A 16,850-nucleotide genomic window follows, 5' to 3' on the forward strand; every position below is an offset into this window, starting at 1 on the left:
TCAGCGTCCTCCGTCATAGCCGGGCAGGCCGAAGCTCGGGCCTGGGCGGCTGGTATTCGTGTTGGTTGCCGAGATATCCCAATTTTTCGGATGGATATCCGGGTTTGGCTCCTGCTCCAGTCGGGAAAAGTGGATTTCCTCCGCGGTCGCCAGATCATGCGCCGAGACGAGGTTTTCAACCTTCCAGCCGCGGCCGACAAGGCGATCGCTGAGCGCATGCGGGCCTTCGAGGGCCGCAAGGATATGCACACCCAGCAGAAGCGCGGCTCCGGCGGCAAAGAAGCCCGGCTGGCGCATCAGTTCCAGCGCAATGCCCTGCAGCAGAAAGGCAGCAATCGCATGCAGCCACAGGCGGTGGAAGAGCATCCAGAGCGTTGGAAACAGGAACGCCTTCCACGAGAAGCCGTCGCGGATGAATCGCGTTTCGTCACGATACCGATCCGATACTTCGGATCGGTTCGGCACTCCGGGCGGAGTCAAAATCAGATAGCTTGCCATTCTCACTTCCCCAGTTCGGGGCTCAGGCGAGCGTGCCTTTCGTCGAGGGCACCCGGCCTGCCTGCCGCGGATCGATCTCAATTGCGGTGCGCAATGCGCGCGCAACGGCCTTGAAGCATGTCTCGGCTATATGGTGATTATTGGCGCCATAATGGTTGAGAATATGCAGCGTGATGCCGGCGTTCTGCGCCAGAGCCTGGAAGAACTCGCGCACCAGTTCGGTATCGAAGGTGCCGATCTTCGCGGCGCTGAACGAAACATTCCAGACGAGGAATGGCCGGCCGGAAAGATCGACGGCCGCTTTCGTCATCGTCTCGTCCATGGCGAGATCGATCGAAGCATAGCGCGTGATGCCGCGCCGGTCGCCCAGCGCCTTGGCAATCGCCTGGCCGATCGCAATGCCGGTATCCTCGACGGCATGATGATCGTCGACATGCAGGTCGCCCTTGGTGTCGATCTCCATGTCGATCAGCGAATGTCGCGACAGCTGTTCCAGCATATGGTCGAAGAAGCCGACTCCCGTCGAAATCGTCGATTTGCCGCTGCCGTCGATGTTGACGGAAACGGAGACCGAAGTCTCGTTGGTCTTGCGGGAAACGCTTGCCGTGCGGCTCGCTGCGGTCTCTGCCATGGGCTGCTCCATCGGAATACGGCCGTTCCATATCAGGCGTATCGGGAAATATCCAGAAGTTACGCACGGGGCCTACGCGTTTAGCCGGCTTGCCGCCATCATTCCGGCGCGGCCGCCATTTGCAATCGCAAAAACCCCTCTTACATAAGTGCTGACGGGGCCGATACGCGGCCCGGCAGAAAGCCCGCCGGAACGGGGGCAAACAGGTGTTAAATGACGACAATTGTGACTATTCGCAAGGGCGGCAAGGTGGTGATGGCTGGCGATGGCCAGGTGAGCCTTGGCCAGACCGTGATGAAGGGCAATGCGCGCAAGGTTCGCCGTATCGGTAAGGGCGATGTCATCGCCGGTTTTGCCGGCGCGACCGCCGATGCCTTCACCCTGCTCGAGCGCCTGGAAAAGAAGCTCGAACAATATCCTGGCCAGCTTATGCGCGCCGCCGTCGAGCTCGCCAAGGATTGGCGCACGGACAAATATCTGCGCAACCTAGAAGCCATGATGCTGGTTGCCGACAGACAGATAACGCTCGCCATCACCGGCAACGGCGATGTGCTTGAGCCCGAACATGGCGCCATGGCGATCGGCTCCGGCGGCAATTTCGCGCTTGCCGCCGCGCGCGCGCTGATGGATAGCGACAAATCAGCCGAAGACGTCGCCCGCCGCGCCCTCGATATTGCCGCCGATATCTGCGTCTACACGAACCACAATGTGGTTGTCGAAACGCTCGATGCCGAAGCCTAAGACGTTCCTCTCTTGATAGTTTCTAGCCCTGACAGGGAACATATGAAATGACCACTTTTTCCCCCCGCGAGATCGTTTCCGAGCTTGATCGTTACATTGTCGGCCAGCATGAGGCCAAACGCGCCGTCGCGATCGCATTGCGCAACCGCTGGCGCCGGCAGCAGCTCGAGCCCGAGCTGCGCGACGAAGTCATGCCCAAGAACATCCTGATGATCGGCCCGACCGGTGTCGGCAAGACGGAAATCTCCCGCCGCCTTGCCAAGCTTGCCGGCGCGCCCTTCATCAAGGTCGAAGCCACGAAGTTCACCGAAGTCGGCTATGTCGGCCGCGATGTCGAACAGATCGTCCGTGATCTCGTCGAAGTCGGCATCGGCCTGGCGCGCGAAAAGAAGCGCGCCGAGGTGCAGGCCAAGGCGCATATGAGCGCCGAGGAGCGTGTGCTCGATGCGCTGGTGGGTGCTACCGCATCGCCGGCAACGCGCGACAGCTTCCGCAAGAAGCTGCGTGACGGCCAGCTCGACGATAAGGAAATCGACATCGAAGTGGCCGATACCGGCTCCGGCATGCCCGGCGGCTTCGAAATCCCCGGCATGCCCGGCGCCAATATCGGCGTGCTCAATCTCTCCGAAATGTTCGGCAAGGCCATGGGCGGCCGCACGAAGAAAGTGCGCACGACGGTCAAGGATTCTTACAAGGAGCTGGTCCGCGACGAATCCGACAAGCTGATCGACAATGAGGCGATCCAGCGCGAGGCCGTGCAGTCGGCCGAAAATGACGGCATCGTCTTCCTGGACGAGATCGACAAGATCGCCGCCCGCGACGGCGGCATGGGTGCCGGCGTCTCCCGCGAAGGCGTGCAGCGCGACCTGCTGCCGCTTGTGGAAGGCACGACGGTGTCGACCAAGTATGGTCCGGTCAAGACCGACCATATCCTGTTCATCGCCTCGGGCGCGTTCCACGTGTCGAAGCCTTCGGATCTTCTGCCGGAACTGCAGGGCCGCCTGCCGATCCGCGTCGAGCTCCGACCGCTGACCAAAGAGGATTTCCGCCGTATCCTCACCGAGCCGGAGGCAAGCCTCATCCGCCAGTACAAGGCACTGATGGAAACGGAAGACCTGAAGCTCGACTTCACCGATGACGCCATCGACGCTCTCGCCGATGTCGCCGTGCATCTGAACTCCACCGTCGAGAATATCGGCGCCCGCCGCCTGCAGACCGTCATGGAGCGGGTGCTCGACGATATCTCCTATAACGCTTCGGATCGCGGCGGCGTGTCGGTGACCATCGATGCCGCCTATGTCCGCGAGCATGTCGGCGACCTCGCAACAAACACCGATCTGTCCCGCTTCATTCTGTGAGCGAGCCGGCAAAAGCGATTTAAAACAGTAAACACTCGACAGCGGGCCGTTAACTTTTTAGTTAGGGGCCCGTTTCTTTGTGTCGGATGGCTTTATTCGGCCTAGATTATCCGTCAGGCAGCCGCACGGAAACATCGGTTGAAACTTCGACAGGACAGCCATCTTGCGACGCATACTGATCACCCTTCTCCTGGCGGTCGCCAGCCTTTCCTGGATGCCCGCCTATGCGGACGCGGCGACCACGGTGCCTCCGGGCAACCGCAATGCCGAGCAGCCGCCGGTTCCCGGCGCCTCCGTACGCCGCACGCGCGGCACGAATTCGACCTTTGAACGCAAATACCAGAAGGTGCGCGAACTGCTGGCGACCGACACCAAGCTGATGGCGAAGATCAAGTCGACGGCGCGCGCCTACGGCATCGAGCCGATCCACATCATCGGCGCGCTCGTCGGCGAGCACACCTATAATGTCGATGCCTATGACGGCCTGCAGTCTTACTACGTCAAGGCTGCCTCCTATGCCGGCCAGAGCTTCCGTTTCGCCTATAATGGCGAAAACGTCGACGATTTCGTTGCCCGGCCGCAATTCGATGCCTGTAAGGGCAGACAAGATTCCTACGCTCTCTGGACCTGCCGCGAGGATGTCTGGGAAGATGATTTCCGCGGCAAGACGGTGGACGGCAAGTCCTATCCCGACAATCGCTTCAGCGCGGTCTTCTTCCAGCCTTTCTATGCCGGTCAGACCTTTGGCCTCGGTCAGGTCAATCCGCTGACGGCGCTCGAGCTCTCCGATCTGGTCAGCCGCACCTCGGGTATTGCGAAGCTCGACGAGAAGGATGCCGGCGGCGTCTACAAGGCGATCATGGATCCGGACCTGTCGCTTGCCTTTGTCGCGGCATCGATCCGCAAATCGATCGACGATTATCGTTCGATCGCCGGCATGGATATCTCAGGCAATCCGGGCATTACCGCGACGCTCTACAATCTCGGCAATTCCCGTAAACGCGCTGCCGCCCTTGCCGCCAAGAACCGGAGCTCTTCGCAGCCGGTCTGGCCCGAGGAGAACTACTATGGCTGGCTCATCAATGATAAGCTGAGCGACCTGAAGTCGCTCCTCTAAGCGGTCCTGCGCGACGTTTTATCGTCTGGATTTTGCCGGCGGCGTTCACCATATGGGATGAGTGCGCCGCTCGGCCGCATGATTAGGCAACGGCCCGGCCCTCGAGGAGAATGGATGTCATGGACATGATTCCGGAAGCCTTCTCTCCGCCGGCGCCGATCCCGCGAACCGTCCCGCCGTCGCGGTGGACGATCATCAAAACCATCCTGCGCAATCCGCTCGAACTCTGGGGAGAGCCGTCCTATACGCTTCCCTGGATCAAAACCAAATTCTTCAACGAGCGGACGCTGATCGTCAATGATCCCGGCCTGATCAAGCATGTTCTGGTCGATAACGCCGCCAACTACCGCATGGCCGATATTCGCCAGCTCGTGCTCCGGCCGATCCTGCGCGATGGCCTGCTGACGGCGGAAGGGCCGGTCTGGAAGCGCTCGCGCAAGGCTGTGGCACCGGTATTTACGCCGCGCCATGCGCAGGGCTTTGCCGGCCAGATGCTGAGCCAAAGCCTGGAATATCTGCATAAATACGATGAGATCGGCGACGAAGGCGCAACGTTCGATATCGCTACCGACATGACCGAGTTGACCTTCGCCATTCTGGCGGAGACCTTGTTTTCCGGCGAGATCGTCACCGAAGGCGAGCATTTCGCCGATGAGGTCAATGAGCTCCTGCATCGCATGGGCCGAGTCGATCCCATGGATCTTTTGCGCGCCCCCGCCTGGGTGCCGCGCATCACCCGCATTGGCGGCCAGCGCGTGCTCGACAAGTTCCGCGGCATCGTCCGCACCACCATGGACCAGCGGCTGGAAAAGATGCGCGGGGACAGAGCCAGCGCGCCCGACGATTTCCTGACGCTGCTTCTGGAAAAAGCCGGGCCGGACGGGCTGACCATGGAGGAGATCGAGGACAATATTCTCACCTTCATCGGCGCCGGGCACGAGACAACCGCCCGAGCATTGGCCTGGACGCTCTATTGTGTCGCCAATAGCCCGCTTATTCGCGAAGCTATGGAAGAGGAAATCGACCGGGTACTCGCAACCGATGCGGAGCCGGTCGCCTGGCTCGACCTGATGCCGTATGTCCGCGCCGCCTTCGAAGAGGCGATGCGTCTCTATCCGCCGGCGCCGTCGATCAACCGGGCCGCCATCGCCGATGACGAATGGACGAGCGCCAAGGGCGAACGTGTGACGATAGAAAAGGGGATCACCGTTCTGATCATGCCCTGGACGCTGCATCGCCACGAACTCTACTGGGAAAAGCCGCGCGCCTTCATGCCGGAGCGCTTTCTTCCGGAGAACCGGGCCAAGATCAATCGCTTCCAGTATTTGCCTTTCGGCGCCGGTCCGCGCGTCTGTATCGGCGCGACCTTCGCGCTTCAGGAAGCGGTCATCGCCCTTGCCGTCATGATGCGCCGTTTCCGCTTCGATCTGACGGATGAGACCAATCCCTGGCCGGTGCAGAAGCTGACGACGCAGCCACGCGGCGGATTGCCGATGCGGGTGAAGAGGCGGTAGTGGGCAAGGAGACCGTAGTAGTCTCGAATATGACGCACCTCCGTTACCCCCTCTGTCGCTTTCGCGACAGAGGCGGTGCGCACCCTCCAAGAACACACCGCCGACAGCAGGTAAAGAAGAGCCCAAACCAATGAAATTGCTTTCTCGCCCGCCAAGGGCGAGATAGGCTCTGCGCTCGCCGCTTCGTTCATATCTTCACAGGCGTTGCGGGAGTTCATAGTCATTATCCGGGCCAGAGGTTTTATATCAGCGTGACGTCTCACTTCCTGCTCGGCATCGATACGGGTGGCACCTACACCGATGCCGTTCTCTTCCATGAAACCGATGGCGTGATCGCCAAGGCGAAATCGCTGACCACGCGGCATGATCTGGCCGTCGGCATTGCCGGCGCCGTCGATGCCGTCATTGCCAAGGCCGATATTCCGGTTTCGGCGATCGGCCTCGTATCGCTGTCGACGACGCTCGCCACCAATGCGCTTGTCGAAGGGCAGGGCGGTCGCGCCGGTCTCATCATGATCGGCTTCGGCCCAGACGATCTCAAGCGCGACGGACTTGCGGAAGCGTTGGGATCCGATCCCGTGCTCTATCTCCCCGGCGGCCACAATGTGCACGGCAATGAAAATCCGCTCGATCTGACGGCGCTGCGCGATGCATTGCCGGAACTGGCCAAGTCGGTATCCTCCTTCGCCGTCGCCGGCTATTTTGCCGTGCGGAATCCGGCTCATGAAATCAAGGTGCGCGACTGTATTCGCGAGATCTCGCATCTGCCCGTGACCTGCAGCCATGAGCTCTCCTCGAAGCTGGGCGGTCCGCGCCGTGCCCTGACGACGCTGCTGAATGCCCGCCTGGTATCAATGATCGATCGCCTCGTCGGCGCTTGCGAAGGGTTCCTGGTGACACGCGGCATTTCCGCGCCGATGATGGTGGTGCGGGGCGATGGCGCTCTGATTTCGGCTGACGAAGCCAAGCTCCGGCCGATCGAGACCATTCTGTCCGGTCCGGCCGCAAGTCTCGTCGGCGCGCGCTATCTCACCGGCCTCGACGATGCGGTCGTTTCCGATATCGGCGGCACCACCACCGATGTTGCCGTCATGGAGGATGGCCGGCCGCGGCTGGATGCTGATGGCGCCGTGGTCGGAGGCTATCGCACCATGGTCGAGGCGGTCGCGATGCGCACTTATGGTCTCGGCGGCGATTCCGAAGTCAAGATCAACGATCGCGGCCTCATCGCCGCTTTCGAACTCGGCCCCCGCCGCCTTTTGCCGCTGAGCCTCGCCGCTCACATGCATGGCGATGCCATCTTGACTGTCCTGGAGCAGCAACTGCGGGCGACGCATCTTGCTCGCAATGCCGGTCGCTTTGCGCTCCGCACCGGCGTGCCGGATCATCTGGCAAGCGGTCTTACGGCACCCGAGCAGGCGTTGTTCGACCGGATCGGCGCCGTTCCTATAGCGCTCGACAAGCTTCTGACGATGACGTCGCAGAAGGCGACGCTGGATAGGCTGGTGGCGCGCGGCCTCGTGCATCTGAGCGGCCTGACGCCTTCCGATGCCATGCATATGCTCGGCCGGCAGGGCCAGTGGAATGCCGATGCGGCTCGCCTTGGGCTCGCTCTGGCGATGCGGCTGAAGGATGGCTCCGGACGCACCATCGCCGCATCCGTCGAGGAATTGGCGCAGAAGATCGTCGATCGGCTCACGCGCCAGTCCGCGGATGTCATTCTTGCCGCCTGCCTCGCCGAGGATGGCGTTGCCGATCTGAATCCGGCAAAATCCATCTCCATCGATCGTGCCCTTCGCCGCACGCCCGGGATCGCCCGTTTCGCCATTTCGCTCGATCGCCCCCTTGTCGGGCTCGGTGCTTCCGCCCCGGTCTATTATCCTGCCATCGCGGAAATGCTGGCGACGGAGAGCGCCATTCCGGCCGATTCGGATGTCGCCAATGCCGTCGGCGCCGTCGTCGGTCAGGTGCGCACCAGCGTTACCGTTTTCGTCACCATGCCGGAAGACGGCATCTATGTGCTGAACGGAGCCGGTGAAAGCCTGCGCTTCACTGACGAGGACCGGAGCTTCGCCGATGCCCGCTCGCGTGCCGCCGAGGCGGCGATGACACAGGCTAGGCTCAATGGTGCGGTGGATCTCGTGTTGGCGATGGATGAGCAGGTGGATGCGCCTGAAGTCGAGGGCAGTCGAAAACTGATCGAGGCACGGTTCATCGCGACAGCGAGCGGCCGCCCGCGAATCGCCGCGAGTTGATTATTTCCCAGAGCGCATAAATCTTTCGAACTATTGCCAAATTGACGGAAGCGAAACCATCGGCAAAGTGGCAGCATGTGAAAAATGAGCCAAAAGATGGCCTTGAGGAGTATTTGGCATGAGCCGCATTGAAAAGAACGGGCTGCAGATCGAACCGGTACTTTATGATTTCCTCGTCAAGGAAGCGCTGCCGGGCTCAGGTATCGACGCCGACACCTTTTTTGCCGGCTTCTCAAAGATCGTTCATGATCTTGCGCCGAAGAACCGCGAGCTGCTTGCCAAGCGGGACCGCATGCAGGAAGCGCTCGACGATTGGTATCGCAAGAACGGTGCGCCCGTCGATCTCGCCGCTTATGAAGCCTTCCTGCGCGACATCGGCTATATCGTGCCCGAAGGCCCGGCCTTTACGATTTCGACCGCCAATGTCGACCCGGAAATCTCTCATATCGCCGGACCGCAGCTTGTCGTTCCCGTCATGAATGCCCGTTATGCACTGAATGCCGCCAACGCTCGCTGGGGATCGCTTTACGACGCCCTCTATGGCACCGATGCCATTCCCGAGACCGACGGCGCCGAAAAGGGCAGAGGCTACAACCCCAAACGTGGCGAGAAGGTCATCGCCTGGGTTCGCGATTTCCTCGATTCCGCCGTGCCGTTGGCCGGCGCAAGCTGGAAGGACGTCACCGGCGTTGCAGTGAAGGATGGCGCGCTGGCGATCACGACGAAGACCGGCGCTGCGGCGCTGGCGGATCGCAGCCATTTCGCCGGTTATCTCGGTGATGCTGCCAAGCCCTCGCATATCCTGCTGAGGCACAATGGTATCCATATCGAAATCGTCATCGATGCCGGCACCGATATCGGCAAGGCCGACCCGGCGAATATTTCCGATGTTCGCCTGGAATCGGCGATCACCACGATCATGGACTGCGAGGATTCGATCGCGGCCGTCGATGCCGAGGACAAGGCGGAGGTTTACCGCAACTGGCTCGGCCTGATGAAGGGCGATCTGACAGAGGAAGTCGTCAAGGGCAGCAAGACCTTCACGCGCCGGCTGAACCCCGATGTCGCCTACACCGCGCCGGACGGCAGCACGTTCGATCTGCATTGCCGGTCCCTCATGCTGGTGCGCAATGTCGGCCACCTGATGACCAATCCGGCCATTCTCGACCGCGATGGCAATGAGGTGCCTGAAGGCATCATGGATGCCGCGATTACCGGCCTGATAGCACTCTACGACATCGGCCCGAATGGCCGCCGCAAGAATTCCCGCACCGGCTCGATGTATGTCGTCAAGCCGAAGATGCACGGTCCTGAAGAGGTCGCCTTCGCGGTGGATATCTTCTCGCAAGTCGAGGACCTGCTTGGGATGCCGCGTAATACCATCAAAATGGGCATCATGGACGAGGAGCGCCGCACCACGGTCAACCTCAAGGAAGCCATCCGCGCCGCCCGCGAGCGCGTCGTCTTCATCAATACCGGCTTCCTCGATCGCACCGGCGATGAAATCCATAGCTCAATGGAAGCCGGCCCGATGATCCGAAAGGGCGATATGAAGCAGGCAGCCTGGATCGGCGCCTACGAGAACTGGAATGTCGATATCGGCCTCGAATGCGGCCTTTCCGGCCATGCCCAGATCGGCAAGGGCATGTGGGCGATGCCGGATCTGATGGCGGCCATGCTCGAGCAGAAGATCGCCCATCCCAAGGCCGGCGCCAACACCGCCTGGGTGCCGTCCCCGACGGCAGCGACGCTGCACGCCACCCATTACCACCGTGTCAACGTTGCCGACGTGCAGAAGAGCCTGAAGAGCCGCGCCCGCGCCAAGCTTTCCGATATTCTCTCCGTGCCGGTTGCCTCGCGGCCGAACTGGACGCCGGAGGAAATCCAGCGCGAGATCGACAACAACAGCCAGGGCATTCTCGGCTATGTCGTCCGCTGGGTGGATCAGGGCGTCGGCTGCTCCAAGGTGCCCGACATCAACAATATCGGCCTCATGGAAGACCGCGCCACCCTGCGCATCTCGGCGCAACACATGGCCAACTGGCTGCATCACAAGGTCATCACTGAAGCGCAGATTATCGAAACGATGAAGCGCATGGCTGCCGTGGTCGATCAGCAGAATGCCGGTGATCCCAACTACATCGCCCTGTCAGGCAATTTCGACGGTTCGGTCGCCTTCCAGGCAGCCCTCGATCTCGTCCTCAAGGGGCGTGAGCAGCCGAACGGCTATACCGAACCGGTCCTGCATCGCCGCCGCATCGAGCTGAAGGCGAAGCAGGCGGGGTGATCCCTTCTCTCCATCACAGGCCACCTCGATCCTTCGAGGCCTTGTCGTCTGCGCTGACGCTTTGACGGCAAGGCGCCTCAGGATGAGGTGGAGAAAGGCTTGCGACTGGGGAAAAGATCAGCCCTCATCCTGAGGCGCGCAGCCAAAGGCGGAGCCTCGAAGGACGAGGGCGGGTGGGCGGTTAGAATCTATCCCGAGTTCTTCAAACAAAAAAGCCGCTGGATCGATATCCGGCGGCCTTTTTCAATCCGAAATGTCCAGCAATTACTGGATAACGACGACCTTGGTGCTGTGACCAGGCAGAACGCGGCTGTAGAGGTCGATGACGTCCTGGTTCATCAGGCGGATGCAGCCCGAGGAAGCGGCCGTGCCGATCGACGCCCATTCCGGCGTGCCGTGCAGGCGGAACAGCGTGTCCTGGCCCTTTTCGTTGTAGAGATACATGGCGCGCGCCCCGAGCGGGTTCGACAGGCCAGGGTTCATGCCGCCATCGACATATTTGGCGATTTCCGGACGGCGGACGGCCATTTCCTTCGGCGGATGCCAGCTCGGCCATTCCTGCTTCCAGGCAACATAAGCGGTGCCCGACCAGGCGAAGCCCTGCTTGCCGACGCCGATACCGTAACGCATCGCTTCGCCGTTGCCGAGGATATAGTAAAGATGGCGCTCGCGCGTGTTGACGATGATCGTGCCTTCAGCCTCGTCGGACTTGTAGGAAACGATCTGGCGGCGGAACTGCGGCTTCACCTTCTGGATCGGGATCGCCGGTAGCTGGAAGCCGTTGTCGCTCGTGACGCCATAATCGCTGTCGAACGTCTTGATGGCGTCGGTAGCGGGAGCGGCAATGGTTGCGGGATTGGCGATGGCGGAGGGCTTGGCTGCCGCAGGGATGGCATAGCCAGCCGTTGCGAGCGTTGCGACAAGGCCGAGTGCGGTCATAGCATGACGGATGCGCATGGAAGTCTCTTGAAATTTCGTGGCAGGGAACGGATGGTTATCTACCATCTTTGTCTACAGTTTATTTTCCATTAAACTTGTCTTTGCAAGCGGCTCTGGCCCTACAAAAATAGCGCCGGCGCGCAAATTAGAAGGACATGGTTTTTTTGCAACAACGCTCGCCCTGTTCCCGAGACAATTCATGACGATTTTGAACGTTTACAATAACAATCCGTTAATAGATGGCCGGCAGTCGGAAAGGGCCATGCTTGTACGCAAGGGCGTGCAACTATTACTGCACGACATGCGCCACGCGGTCTTGCCGGAGTTGCCGCTTGCCAGCGGCCGCCGCGCCGATCTCATCAGCGTCTCGGAAAAGGGCGAAATCTGGATCATCGAGATCAAGACGTCGATCGAGGATTTCCGCGTCGACCGTAAATGGCCCGAATACCGGCAGCATTGCGACCGGATGTTCTTTGCGACGCACAAGGATGTGCCGCTGGATATCTTTCCGGAGGATTGCGGGCTGTTTCTGTCGGATGGTTATGGCGCCCATATGCTGCGCGAGGCGCCGGAGCATCGCCTGCCGCCGGCGACGCGCAAGTCCGTGACGCTGAATTTCTCACGCGCCGCCGCCCAACGCCTGTTGCTGGCCGAATGGGCGACGGGCAAGTCCTTCGCTTCAGAATAGGTTCGCTGCCGTTCGTTCGACGCAGTTCCGGACGGAAAACCGCTGCGAGCTTTTGCTGGAATTGCTCTATTTCGGCGCTCGCTTGGCGAGGATGCGCTGCAGCGTGCGGCGATGCATGTTGAGGCGGCGGGCCGTCTCGGAAACGTTGCGCTCGCACATTTCATAGACGCGCTGGATATGTTCCCAGCGGACGCGATCGGCCGACATCGGGTTCTCAGGCACTTCAGCCTTTTCGCCGGGGCGCTGCGTTAGCGCCGCATAGACGTCGTCCGCATCGGCGGGCTTGGCGAGATAGTCGAGCGCGCCAAGTTTGACGGCGGTCACCGCCGTCGCGATATTCCCATAGCCCGTCAGGACGACGATATGCGTATCGTCGCGCCGCTGGCGGATCGCCTCGATCACGTCCAACCCTGTGCCGTCGCCTAGCCGGAGGTCGACCACGGCGTATTTGGGCGGGTTCGCCTTGGACTTGGCAACGCCTTCCGCTACCGATTCCGCCGTCTCGACTGCAAAGCCGCGCGTTTCCATCGCGCGTGCCAGGCGGCGTAGAAACGGGCCGTCGTCGTCGACGATCAGCAATGTGGCGTCCGGGCCGATATGGGCCGCGGCATCCTTCGCTCCGGCGTCTGGGGCAGCGCTCTCTTTTTCCGTCATTTTATCTTCTATCCCGGCGACTATCCGCCTGCATATTCAACCGATTTTGACGATCGCTGTTTTAAGCCGTAAAAATCATTTTGTCGAATTACTGTCGATCAACACGCGCGGCCATTCGACGCGGACGCGCGCTCCCGGCGCCTCGGAATCGCGATTGCTGAAGGAAAGCGCTGCGCCTGAGCGTTCGAGCAGCGTTTTGGCAATGAAGAGGCCGAGCCCGAGGCCGCCGGCGGTATCGTCCCGCTGGCGCGATGTGACATAGGGTTCGCCGATCCGCGCCAGTATTTCGGGCGAATAGCCGTTGCCGTCGTCCTCGATGACAATGGTCAGAGTGTCGACGGTATATTCCACGGTGATGGTCACCGTCTTGCGAGCATAGTCCACCGCATTTTCGATGAGGTTGCCAAGCCCATACATGATGCCGGCATTGCGGCTGAGGACGGGTTCGCCGGAGCGCGGGCTCTTCTCGATCAGTTCCAGCGTGATCCCGAACTCGCGATGCGGCGCTATGATCTCTTCCATCATCGACGACAGCGTCAGCCGCCGCATATGCGCCTCGTCTTCGGAGGAGAGCGTCGTCAGCCGCCTGAGGATATCGCGGCAGCGCTCGCTCTGGCTGCGCAGCAGCGCAATATCCTCGCGGAAGCGGTCGTCTTCGCGCAGTTCGCGCTCCATCTCCTTGGCGACGACGCTGATCGTCGCAAGCGGTGTGCCGAGCTCGTGCGCCGCGGCGGCCGCCAGCCCGTCGAGCTGCGACAGGTGCTTTTCCCGCTGCAGCACCAGTTCCGTCGCCGAGAGAGCATCGGCAAGCTGCGACGCCTCCATGGAGACGCGGTAGGCATAGAAGGCGGCAAAGGCCATGGTGGAGGCAATCGAGCACCAGACGCCGAGCTGCATCACATTGTGGACGTTGACCGAGACGCCTTCATACCAGGGGAGCGGAAAGGGCGAGAAAGCGAGCCCGGTGATGCAGATCATCGCCAGCAGGATCAGCGGCATACTGTAGCGGATCGGCTGCGATGCGAAGGAAATGATGACGGGCACGCAGACCAGTGCCGAGAAAGGATTGGCAAGCCCACCGGTGATCAAAAGCAGCCCGCAGAGCTGCAGAAGGTCGAGGCTGAGCAGCGCAAAGGCCGCCGGCGGCTCCAGCCGGTGCGTTGGCGGATAGCGCAGCGTCAGGAAGAAGTTGATCCAGGCGAGACAGGCGATCAGCACGCAGCAGGGCAGGAGCGGCATCGGAAACTTCAGCCAGAAGGCGACGATCATGACAGTCACGGTCTGGCCGCCGACGGCAAGCCAGCGCAGGCGCACCAGCGTCTGCAGTCTCAGCCGCCGGCTGGTGTGGTGGTCGTCCTGCGCCTTGATCTCGGCCTCGGACAGCTTTTCCAGTCCTCGGAAGAAGCGTGCCATTGTCAGGTCCCCCGTGGCTTGGCGCGTGTGGTCGGCAACGCATCGGCCGGATCTTCCGGCCAGGGATGCCTCGGATAGCGCCCGCGCATGTCGGCGCGCACATCCTTCCAGGATCCCGCCCAGAAGCCCGGCAGGTCGCGCGTCGTCTGGATCGGGCGGTGCGCCGGCGATGTCAATTCGAGCAGCAGCGGCAATCGGCCACCGCCGATGGCCGGATGTTGCTTCAGTCCGAACAGCTCCTGGACGCGGATGGTCAAGAGCGGCTCTTCGCCATCATATTGTATGGGATGGCGCTGGCCGGTCGGCGCCTCGAAATGCGTCGGTGCCATCCGGGAGAGATCGCGCTGCAGCTCGTGCGGCACCAGCGACATCAGTCCGTTGGAAAGGCCGCTGGCCGAAATGTCGGAGAGGCCGCGCGCATCGGTCTGGAACGGCGTGAACCAGTCATCCAGCCGCGCAAGCAGCGCCTCGTTGCTGACATCGGGCCAGGGTTCGCCGATCGTGCGATGCAGGAAGCCTATTCTTTCCCGCAGCTGCGCGGCCTCCTTGGAAAAGGGCAGGATGCCGATCCCGAGCTCGCGAATGCCTTCAGCCAGGGCCTTTGCCGCCTGCTCGCCAGAGGGACGCGGTAGGGGCGTTTCCTCGAAGATGATGGCGCCGAGCCGTGTCGCCCGCCGCGCCCGCACCTGACGGCTCGCTCTGTCGAAAAAGCTCTGGTCTTCGGTGCGGATCTCGCCGGGAAGATGTTCCTCCACATCCGCGCGGGAAATTTCCGCCGCGGCCAGGATGCGCGCCTGCGCAGCGCGGCCGGTCAGGTCGGCAATGACAAGCATCTGCGAGCCGGCAAGCCGCTCGGTCTCCGGCAGCTCTGCGCCGCGCCCATTGGCCATGACGAAGCGTCCCCGCCCGCCGCGCTGCAGGGCGATCCGGTCGGGAAAGGCATGCAGGAGCAGTGCACCGGCGAGAGGCGGGGTGGAAGGAGCGGGACCGGTATTGCCGCCGGCGGCCTGGGCGAGACGCGCGGCCAGGCGGCGTGAGGCCTCCGCCCGTTCGCCCTTCTCTGTCTTGAAGCGGCGCAGCCGCTCCTCCAGGTCGATGCTCTGCCCGCCGAGCCCCTGTTCCGTCAGCAGCACGGAAAGCAATGCTGCCTCACGCGCCTGGCCGAATTCGACGGCTGATATCACCATCGCCGCCAGTCGCGGCGGCAAGGCGAGTTCGCGCATCAGCCGGCCGCGCGCCGTCAGCCCGTTTTCCGCATCGAGCGCCCCCAGCTGCCGAAGCAAGGTCCGCGCTTCGGCAAGCGTTATCGCTGGCGGCTGGTCGACAAAGGCAAGCGTTGCCGGATCCTGTACGCCCCAATGGGCCATGTCGAGCGCAAGGCTTGAAAGGTCGCTGGAAAGGATCTGCGGCGGCGTAAAGGCAGGAAGCGCCGCCGTCTGGCCCGGATGCCACAGGCGAATGGCAATGCCCGGCTCGGTTCGCCCGGCGCGCCCGGCCCGCTGATCGGCCGAGGCTCGAGACACGCGCACCGTCTCGAGCCGCGTGATGCCCGTGGAAGCCTCGAAGACCGGCAGCCGCTGCAATCCGCTGTCGATGACCATACGCACGCCATCGATGGTGATGGAGGTTTCGGCGATCGAGGTGGCAAGCACGATCTTGCGCGTGCCCTGCGGCGCTGGCCGAATTGCCGCATCCTGCTCCTTCTGGCTGAGATTGCCGTAGAGCGGCGCGATTATCGTCTCCGGCCCGAACCGGCCTTCGAGCCGTTCCGCCGTCCGGGCGATCTCGGCCTGCCCGGGCAGGAAGGCGAGGATGGAACCCTGTTCGCGCGCATGCGCATCGAGGATCGCCCGCGTGACCGTATCCTCGATCCGCTCTCCCGCTGGCCGATCCTGATGGCGGATATCGATCGGGAAGCTGCGGCCCATGCTTTCGATGACGGGGGGATGATCGAGCAGCGTAGCGACACGCTCAACATCCAGCGTCGCCGACATGACGAGGATGCGCAGATCCTCCCGCAGCGCCGATTGCACATCAAGCGCCAGGGCAAGGCCGAAATCCGCATCCAGCGAGCGTTCATGGAATTCGTCGAAGATGACCGTGGAGATGCCGGAGAGTTCCGGGTCGTCGAGGATCATCCGCGCGAAGACGCCTTCCGTCACCACCTCGATGCGGGTCTTGGAAGAGATGCGGCTGTCGAGCCGCATGCGGTATCCCACGGTATCGCCCACCTGTTCGCCGAGCAGCGAAGCCATGCGGGCGGCGGCCGCCCTTGCCGCAAGCCGTCGTGGTTCCAGAAGAATAATCCTGCCATCGCCACGCCAGGCTTCGGCCAATAGATAAAGCGGCACGAGTGTCGTCTTGCCCGCGCCGGGCGGCGCAGAAAGCACCGCACGCCGCTCTTTAGCGAGCGCCGCACCGATATCGGCAAGCACATGGGAGACCGGCAGCTCCGGCAATGAAGGCACTCTATATGTCACGCCTGGCTGCTCCGCATATGCTTATGGGCGAAAGCTGGCGTTTGCCGGGTCGACGCGGCCTGCGCCCGCCTTTTATCGAGAAGCAACATCTCCGCTCCCTTCAATCTCTCGATGTCTATTAGGTCCTGGGTGTCCCGCTGGCAATGAGAGGCGAATCCGATGCCTGCAACAGGGCGCAAGTAGCCTTTACGAGCGTTTATCTGGACGATTCCGGTAAGCGACGTAAAATGAATCCTGAAATCGCGGCCAATCGCGAAAACTTTCCTTTGTTTCTC

At 61.9% G+C, this 16,850-nt stretch carries 14 protein-coding genes; 7 read left to right on the forward strand and 7 right to left on the reverse strand.

Annotated elements, in window-relative coordinates:
• Positions 1 to 498, reverse strand: coding sequence for a DUF2628 domain-containing protein (locus tag FP026_RS29055; RefSeq protein ID WP_149638022.1), 498 nt, complete (start codon positions 496 to 498; stop codon positions 1 to 3).
• 22 nt (positions 499 to 520) lie between these two features.
• Positions 521 to 1,129, reverse strand: a complete 609-nt coding sequence (gene hisB / locus FP026_RS29060) for an imidazoleglycerol-phosphate dehydratase HisB (protein WP_149638023.1) — start codon at positions 1,127 to 1,129, stop codon at positions 521 to 523.
• A gap of 213 nt (positions 1,130 to 1,342) precedes the next feature.
• Here hisB and hslV point away from each other — a divergent pair, with 213 nt between their 5' ends.
• From hslV to FP026_RS29090, 6 genes are all read left to right on the forward strand, one after another.
• The gene (hslV, locus tag FP026_RS29065) at positions 1,343 to 1,870 is read left to right on the forward strand and encodes an ATP-dependent protease subunit HslV (RefSeq protein ID WP_149638024.1); all 528 of its coding nucleotides are present in this window, start codon (positions 1,343 to 1,345) and stop codon (positions 1,868 to 1,870) included.
• 47 nt (positions 1,871 to 1,917) lie between these two features.
• The gene (gene hslU / locus FP026_RS29070; protein ID WP_149638025.1) at positions 1,918 to 3,228 is read left to right on the forward strand and encodes an ATP-dependent protease ATPase subunit HslU; all 1,311 of its coding nucleotides are present in this window, start codon (positions 1,918 to 1,920) and stop codon (positions 3,226 to 3,228) included.
• A gap of 163 nt (positions 3,229 to 3,391) precedes the next feature.
• A complete protein-coding gene (locus FP026_RS29075) occupies positions 3,392 to 4,345 on the forward strand; it encodes a DUF1402 family protein (protein WP_149638026.1) in 954 nt (317 codons plus the stop codon).
• Positions 4,346 to 4,464: 119 nt separating this feature from the next.
• Entirely contained in the window at positions 4,465 to 5,859 is a 1,395-nt protein-coding gene (locus tag FP026_RS29080) for a cytochrome P450 (protein ID WP_149638027.1), read from the forward strand.
• Positions 5,860 to 6,110: 251 nt separating this feature from the next.
• Complete coding sequence (locus FP026_RS29085; RefSeq protein ID WP_149638028.1) at positions 6,111 to 8,114, forward strand: hydantoinase/oxoprolinase N-terminal domain-containing protein; 2,004 nt, start codon at positions 6,111 to 6,113, stop codon at positions 8,112 to 8,114.
• Between the two features lie 118 nt (positions 8,115 to 8,232).
• A complete protein-coding gene (locus tag FP026_RS29090; protein WP_149638029.1) occupies positions 8,233 to 10,401 on the forward strand; it encodes a malate synthase G in 2,169 nt (722 codons plus the stop codon).
• A gap of 264 nt (positions 10,402 to 10,665) precedes the next feature.
• On the opposite strand, the gene FP026_RS29095 is transcribed toward FP026_RS29090, so the two are convergent.
• Positions 10,666 to 11,358 (reverse strand): L,D-transpeptidase, encoded by a 693-nt coding sequence (locus FP026_RS29095; RefSeq protein WP_149638030.1) that lies wholly within the window; start codon positions 11,356 to 11,358, stop codon positions 10,666 to 10,668.
• Between the two features lie 181 nt (positions 11,359 to 11,539).
• On the opposite strand from FP026_RS29095, the gene FP026_RS29100 reads away from it, so the two are divergent.
• Positions 11,540 to 12,028, forward strand: coding sequence for an MmcB family DNA repair protein (locus FP026_RS29100; protein ID WP_149638037.1), 489 nt, complete (start codon positions 11,540 to 11,542; stop codon positions 12,026 to 12,028).
• 66 nt (positions 12,029 to 12,094) lie between these two features.
• On the opposite strand, the gene FP026_RS29105 is transcribed toward FP026_RS29100, so the two are convergent.
• The 4 genes from FP026_RS29105 to FP026_RS30435 all read right to left on the reverse strand — a co-directional run.
• Entirely contained in the window at positions 12,095 to 12,682 is a 588-nt protein-coding gene (locus tag FP026_RS29105) for an ActR/PrrA/RegA family redox response regulator transcription factor (RefSeq protein ID WP_149638031.1), read from the reverse strand.
• Between the two features lie 75 nt (positions 12,683 to 12,757).
• A complete protein-coding gene (locus FP026_RS29110; protein ID WP_149638032.1) occupies positions 12,758 to 14,095 on the reverse strand; it encodes an ActS/PrrB/RegB family redox-sensitive histidine kinase in 1,338 nt (445 codons plus the stop codon).
• A 2-nt stretch (positions 14,096 to 14,097) separates the two neighbouring features.
• Positions 14,098 to 16,563 (reverse strand): ATP-dependent helicase HrpB, encoded by a 2,466-nt coding sequence (gene hrpB / locus FP026_RS29115; protein ID WP_149638038.1) that lies wholly within the window; start codon positions 16,561 to 16,563, stop codon positions 14,098 to 14,100.
• 8 nt (positions 16,564 to 16,571) lie between these two features.
• Positions 16,572 to 16,850 (reverse strand): hypothetical protein (locus FP026_RS30435; protein ID WP_210247984.1); only part of this gene is annotated, 279 nt, incomplete at its 5' end.

Origin of the sequence: Martinezella tropici, assembly GCF_008370325.1 — a bacterium.
Taxonomy (GTDB): domain Bacteria; phylum Pseudomonadota; class Alphaproteobacteria; order Rhizobiales; family Rhizobiaceae; genus Rhizobium; species Rhizobium tropici_B.

Excerpts from the sequence above, each read along its gene's own strand:
- FP026_RS29100 (WP_149638037.1), top strand. The coding sequence starts at position 11,540 with ATGACGATTTTGAACGTTTACAATAACAATCCGTTAATAGATGGCCGG.
- hisB (WP_149638023.1), bottom strand. The coding sequence starts at position 1,129 with ATGGCAGAGACCGCAGCGAGCCGCACGGCAAGCGTTTCCCGCAAGACC.
- hslU (WP_149638025.1), top strand. The coding sequence starts at position 1,918 with ATGACCACTTTTTCCCCCCGCGAGATCGTTTCCGAGCTTGATCGTTAC.
- FP026_RS29110 (WP_149638032.1), bottom strand. The coding sequence starts at position 14,095 with ATGGCACGCTTCTTCCGAGGACTGGAAAAGCTGTCCGAGGCCGAGATC.
- FP026_RS29090 (WP_149638029.1), top strand. The coding sequence starts at position 8,233 with ATGAGCCGCATTGAAAAGAACGGGCTGCAGATCGAACCGGTACTTTAT.
- FP026_RS29095 (WP_149638030.1), bottom strand. The coding sequence starts at position 11,358 with ATGCGCATCCGTCATGCTATGACCGCACTCGGCCTTGTCGCAACGCTC.
- FP026_RS29080 (WP_149638027.1), top strand. The coding sequence starts at position 4,465 with ATGGACATGATTCCGGAAGCCTTCTCTCCGCCGGCGCCGATCCCGCGA.
- FP026_RS29055 (WP_149638022.1), bottom strand. The coding sequence starts at position 498 with ATGGCAAGCTATCTGATTTTGACTCCGCCCGGAGTGCCGAACCGATCC.
- hslV (WP_149638024.1), top strand. The coding sequence starts at position 1,343 with ATGACGACAATTGTGACTATTCGCAAGGGCGGCAAGGTGGTGATGGCT.
- FP026_RS29105 (WP_149638031.1), bottom strand. The coding sequence starts at position 12,682 with ATGACGGAAAAAGAGAGCGCTGCCCCAGACGCCGGAGCGAAGGATGCC.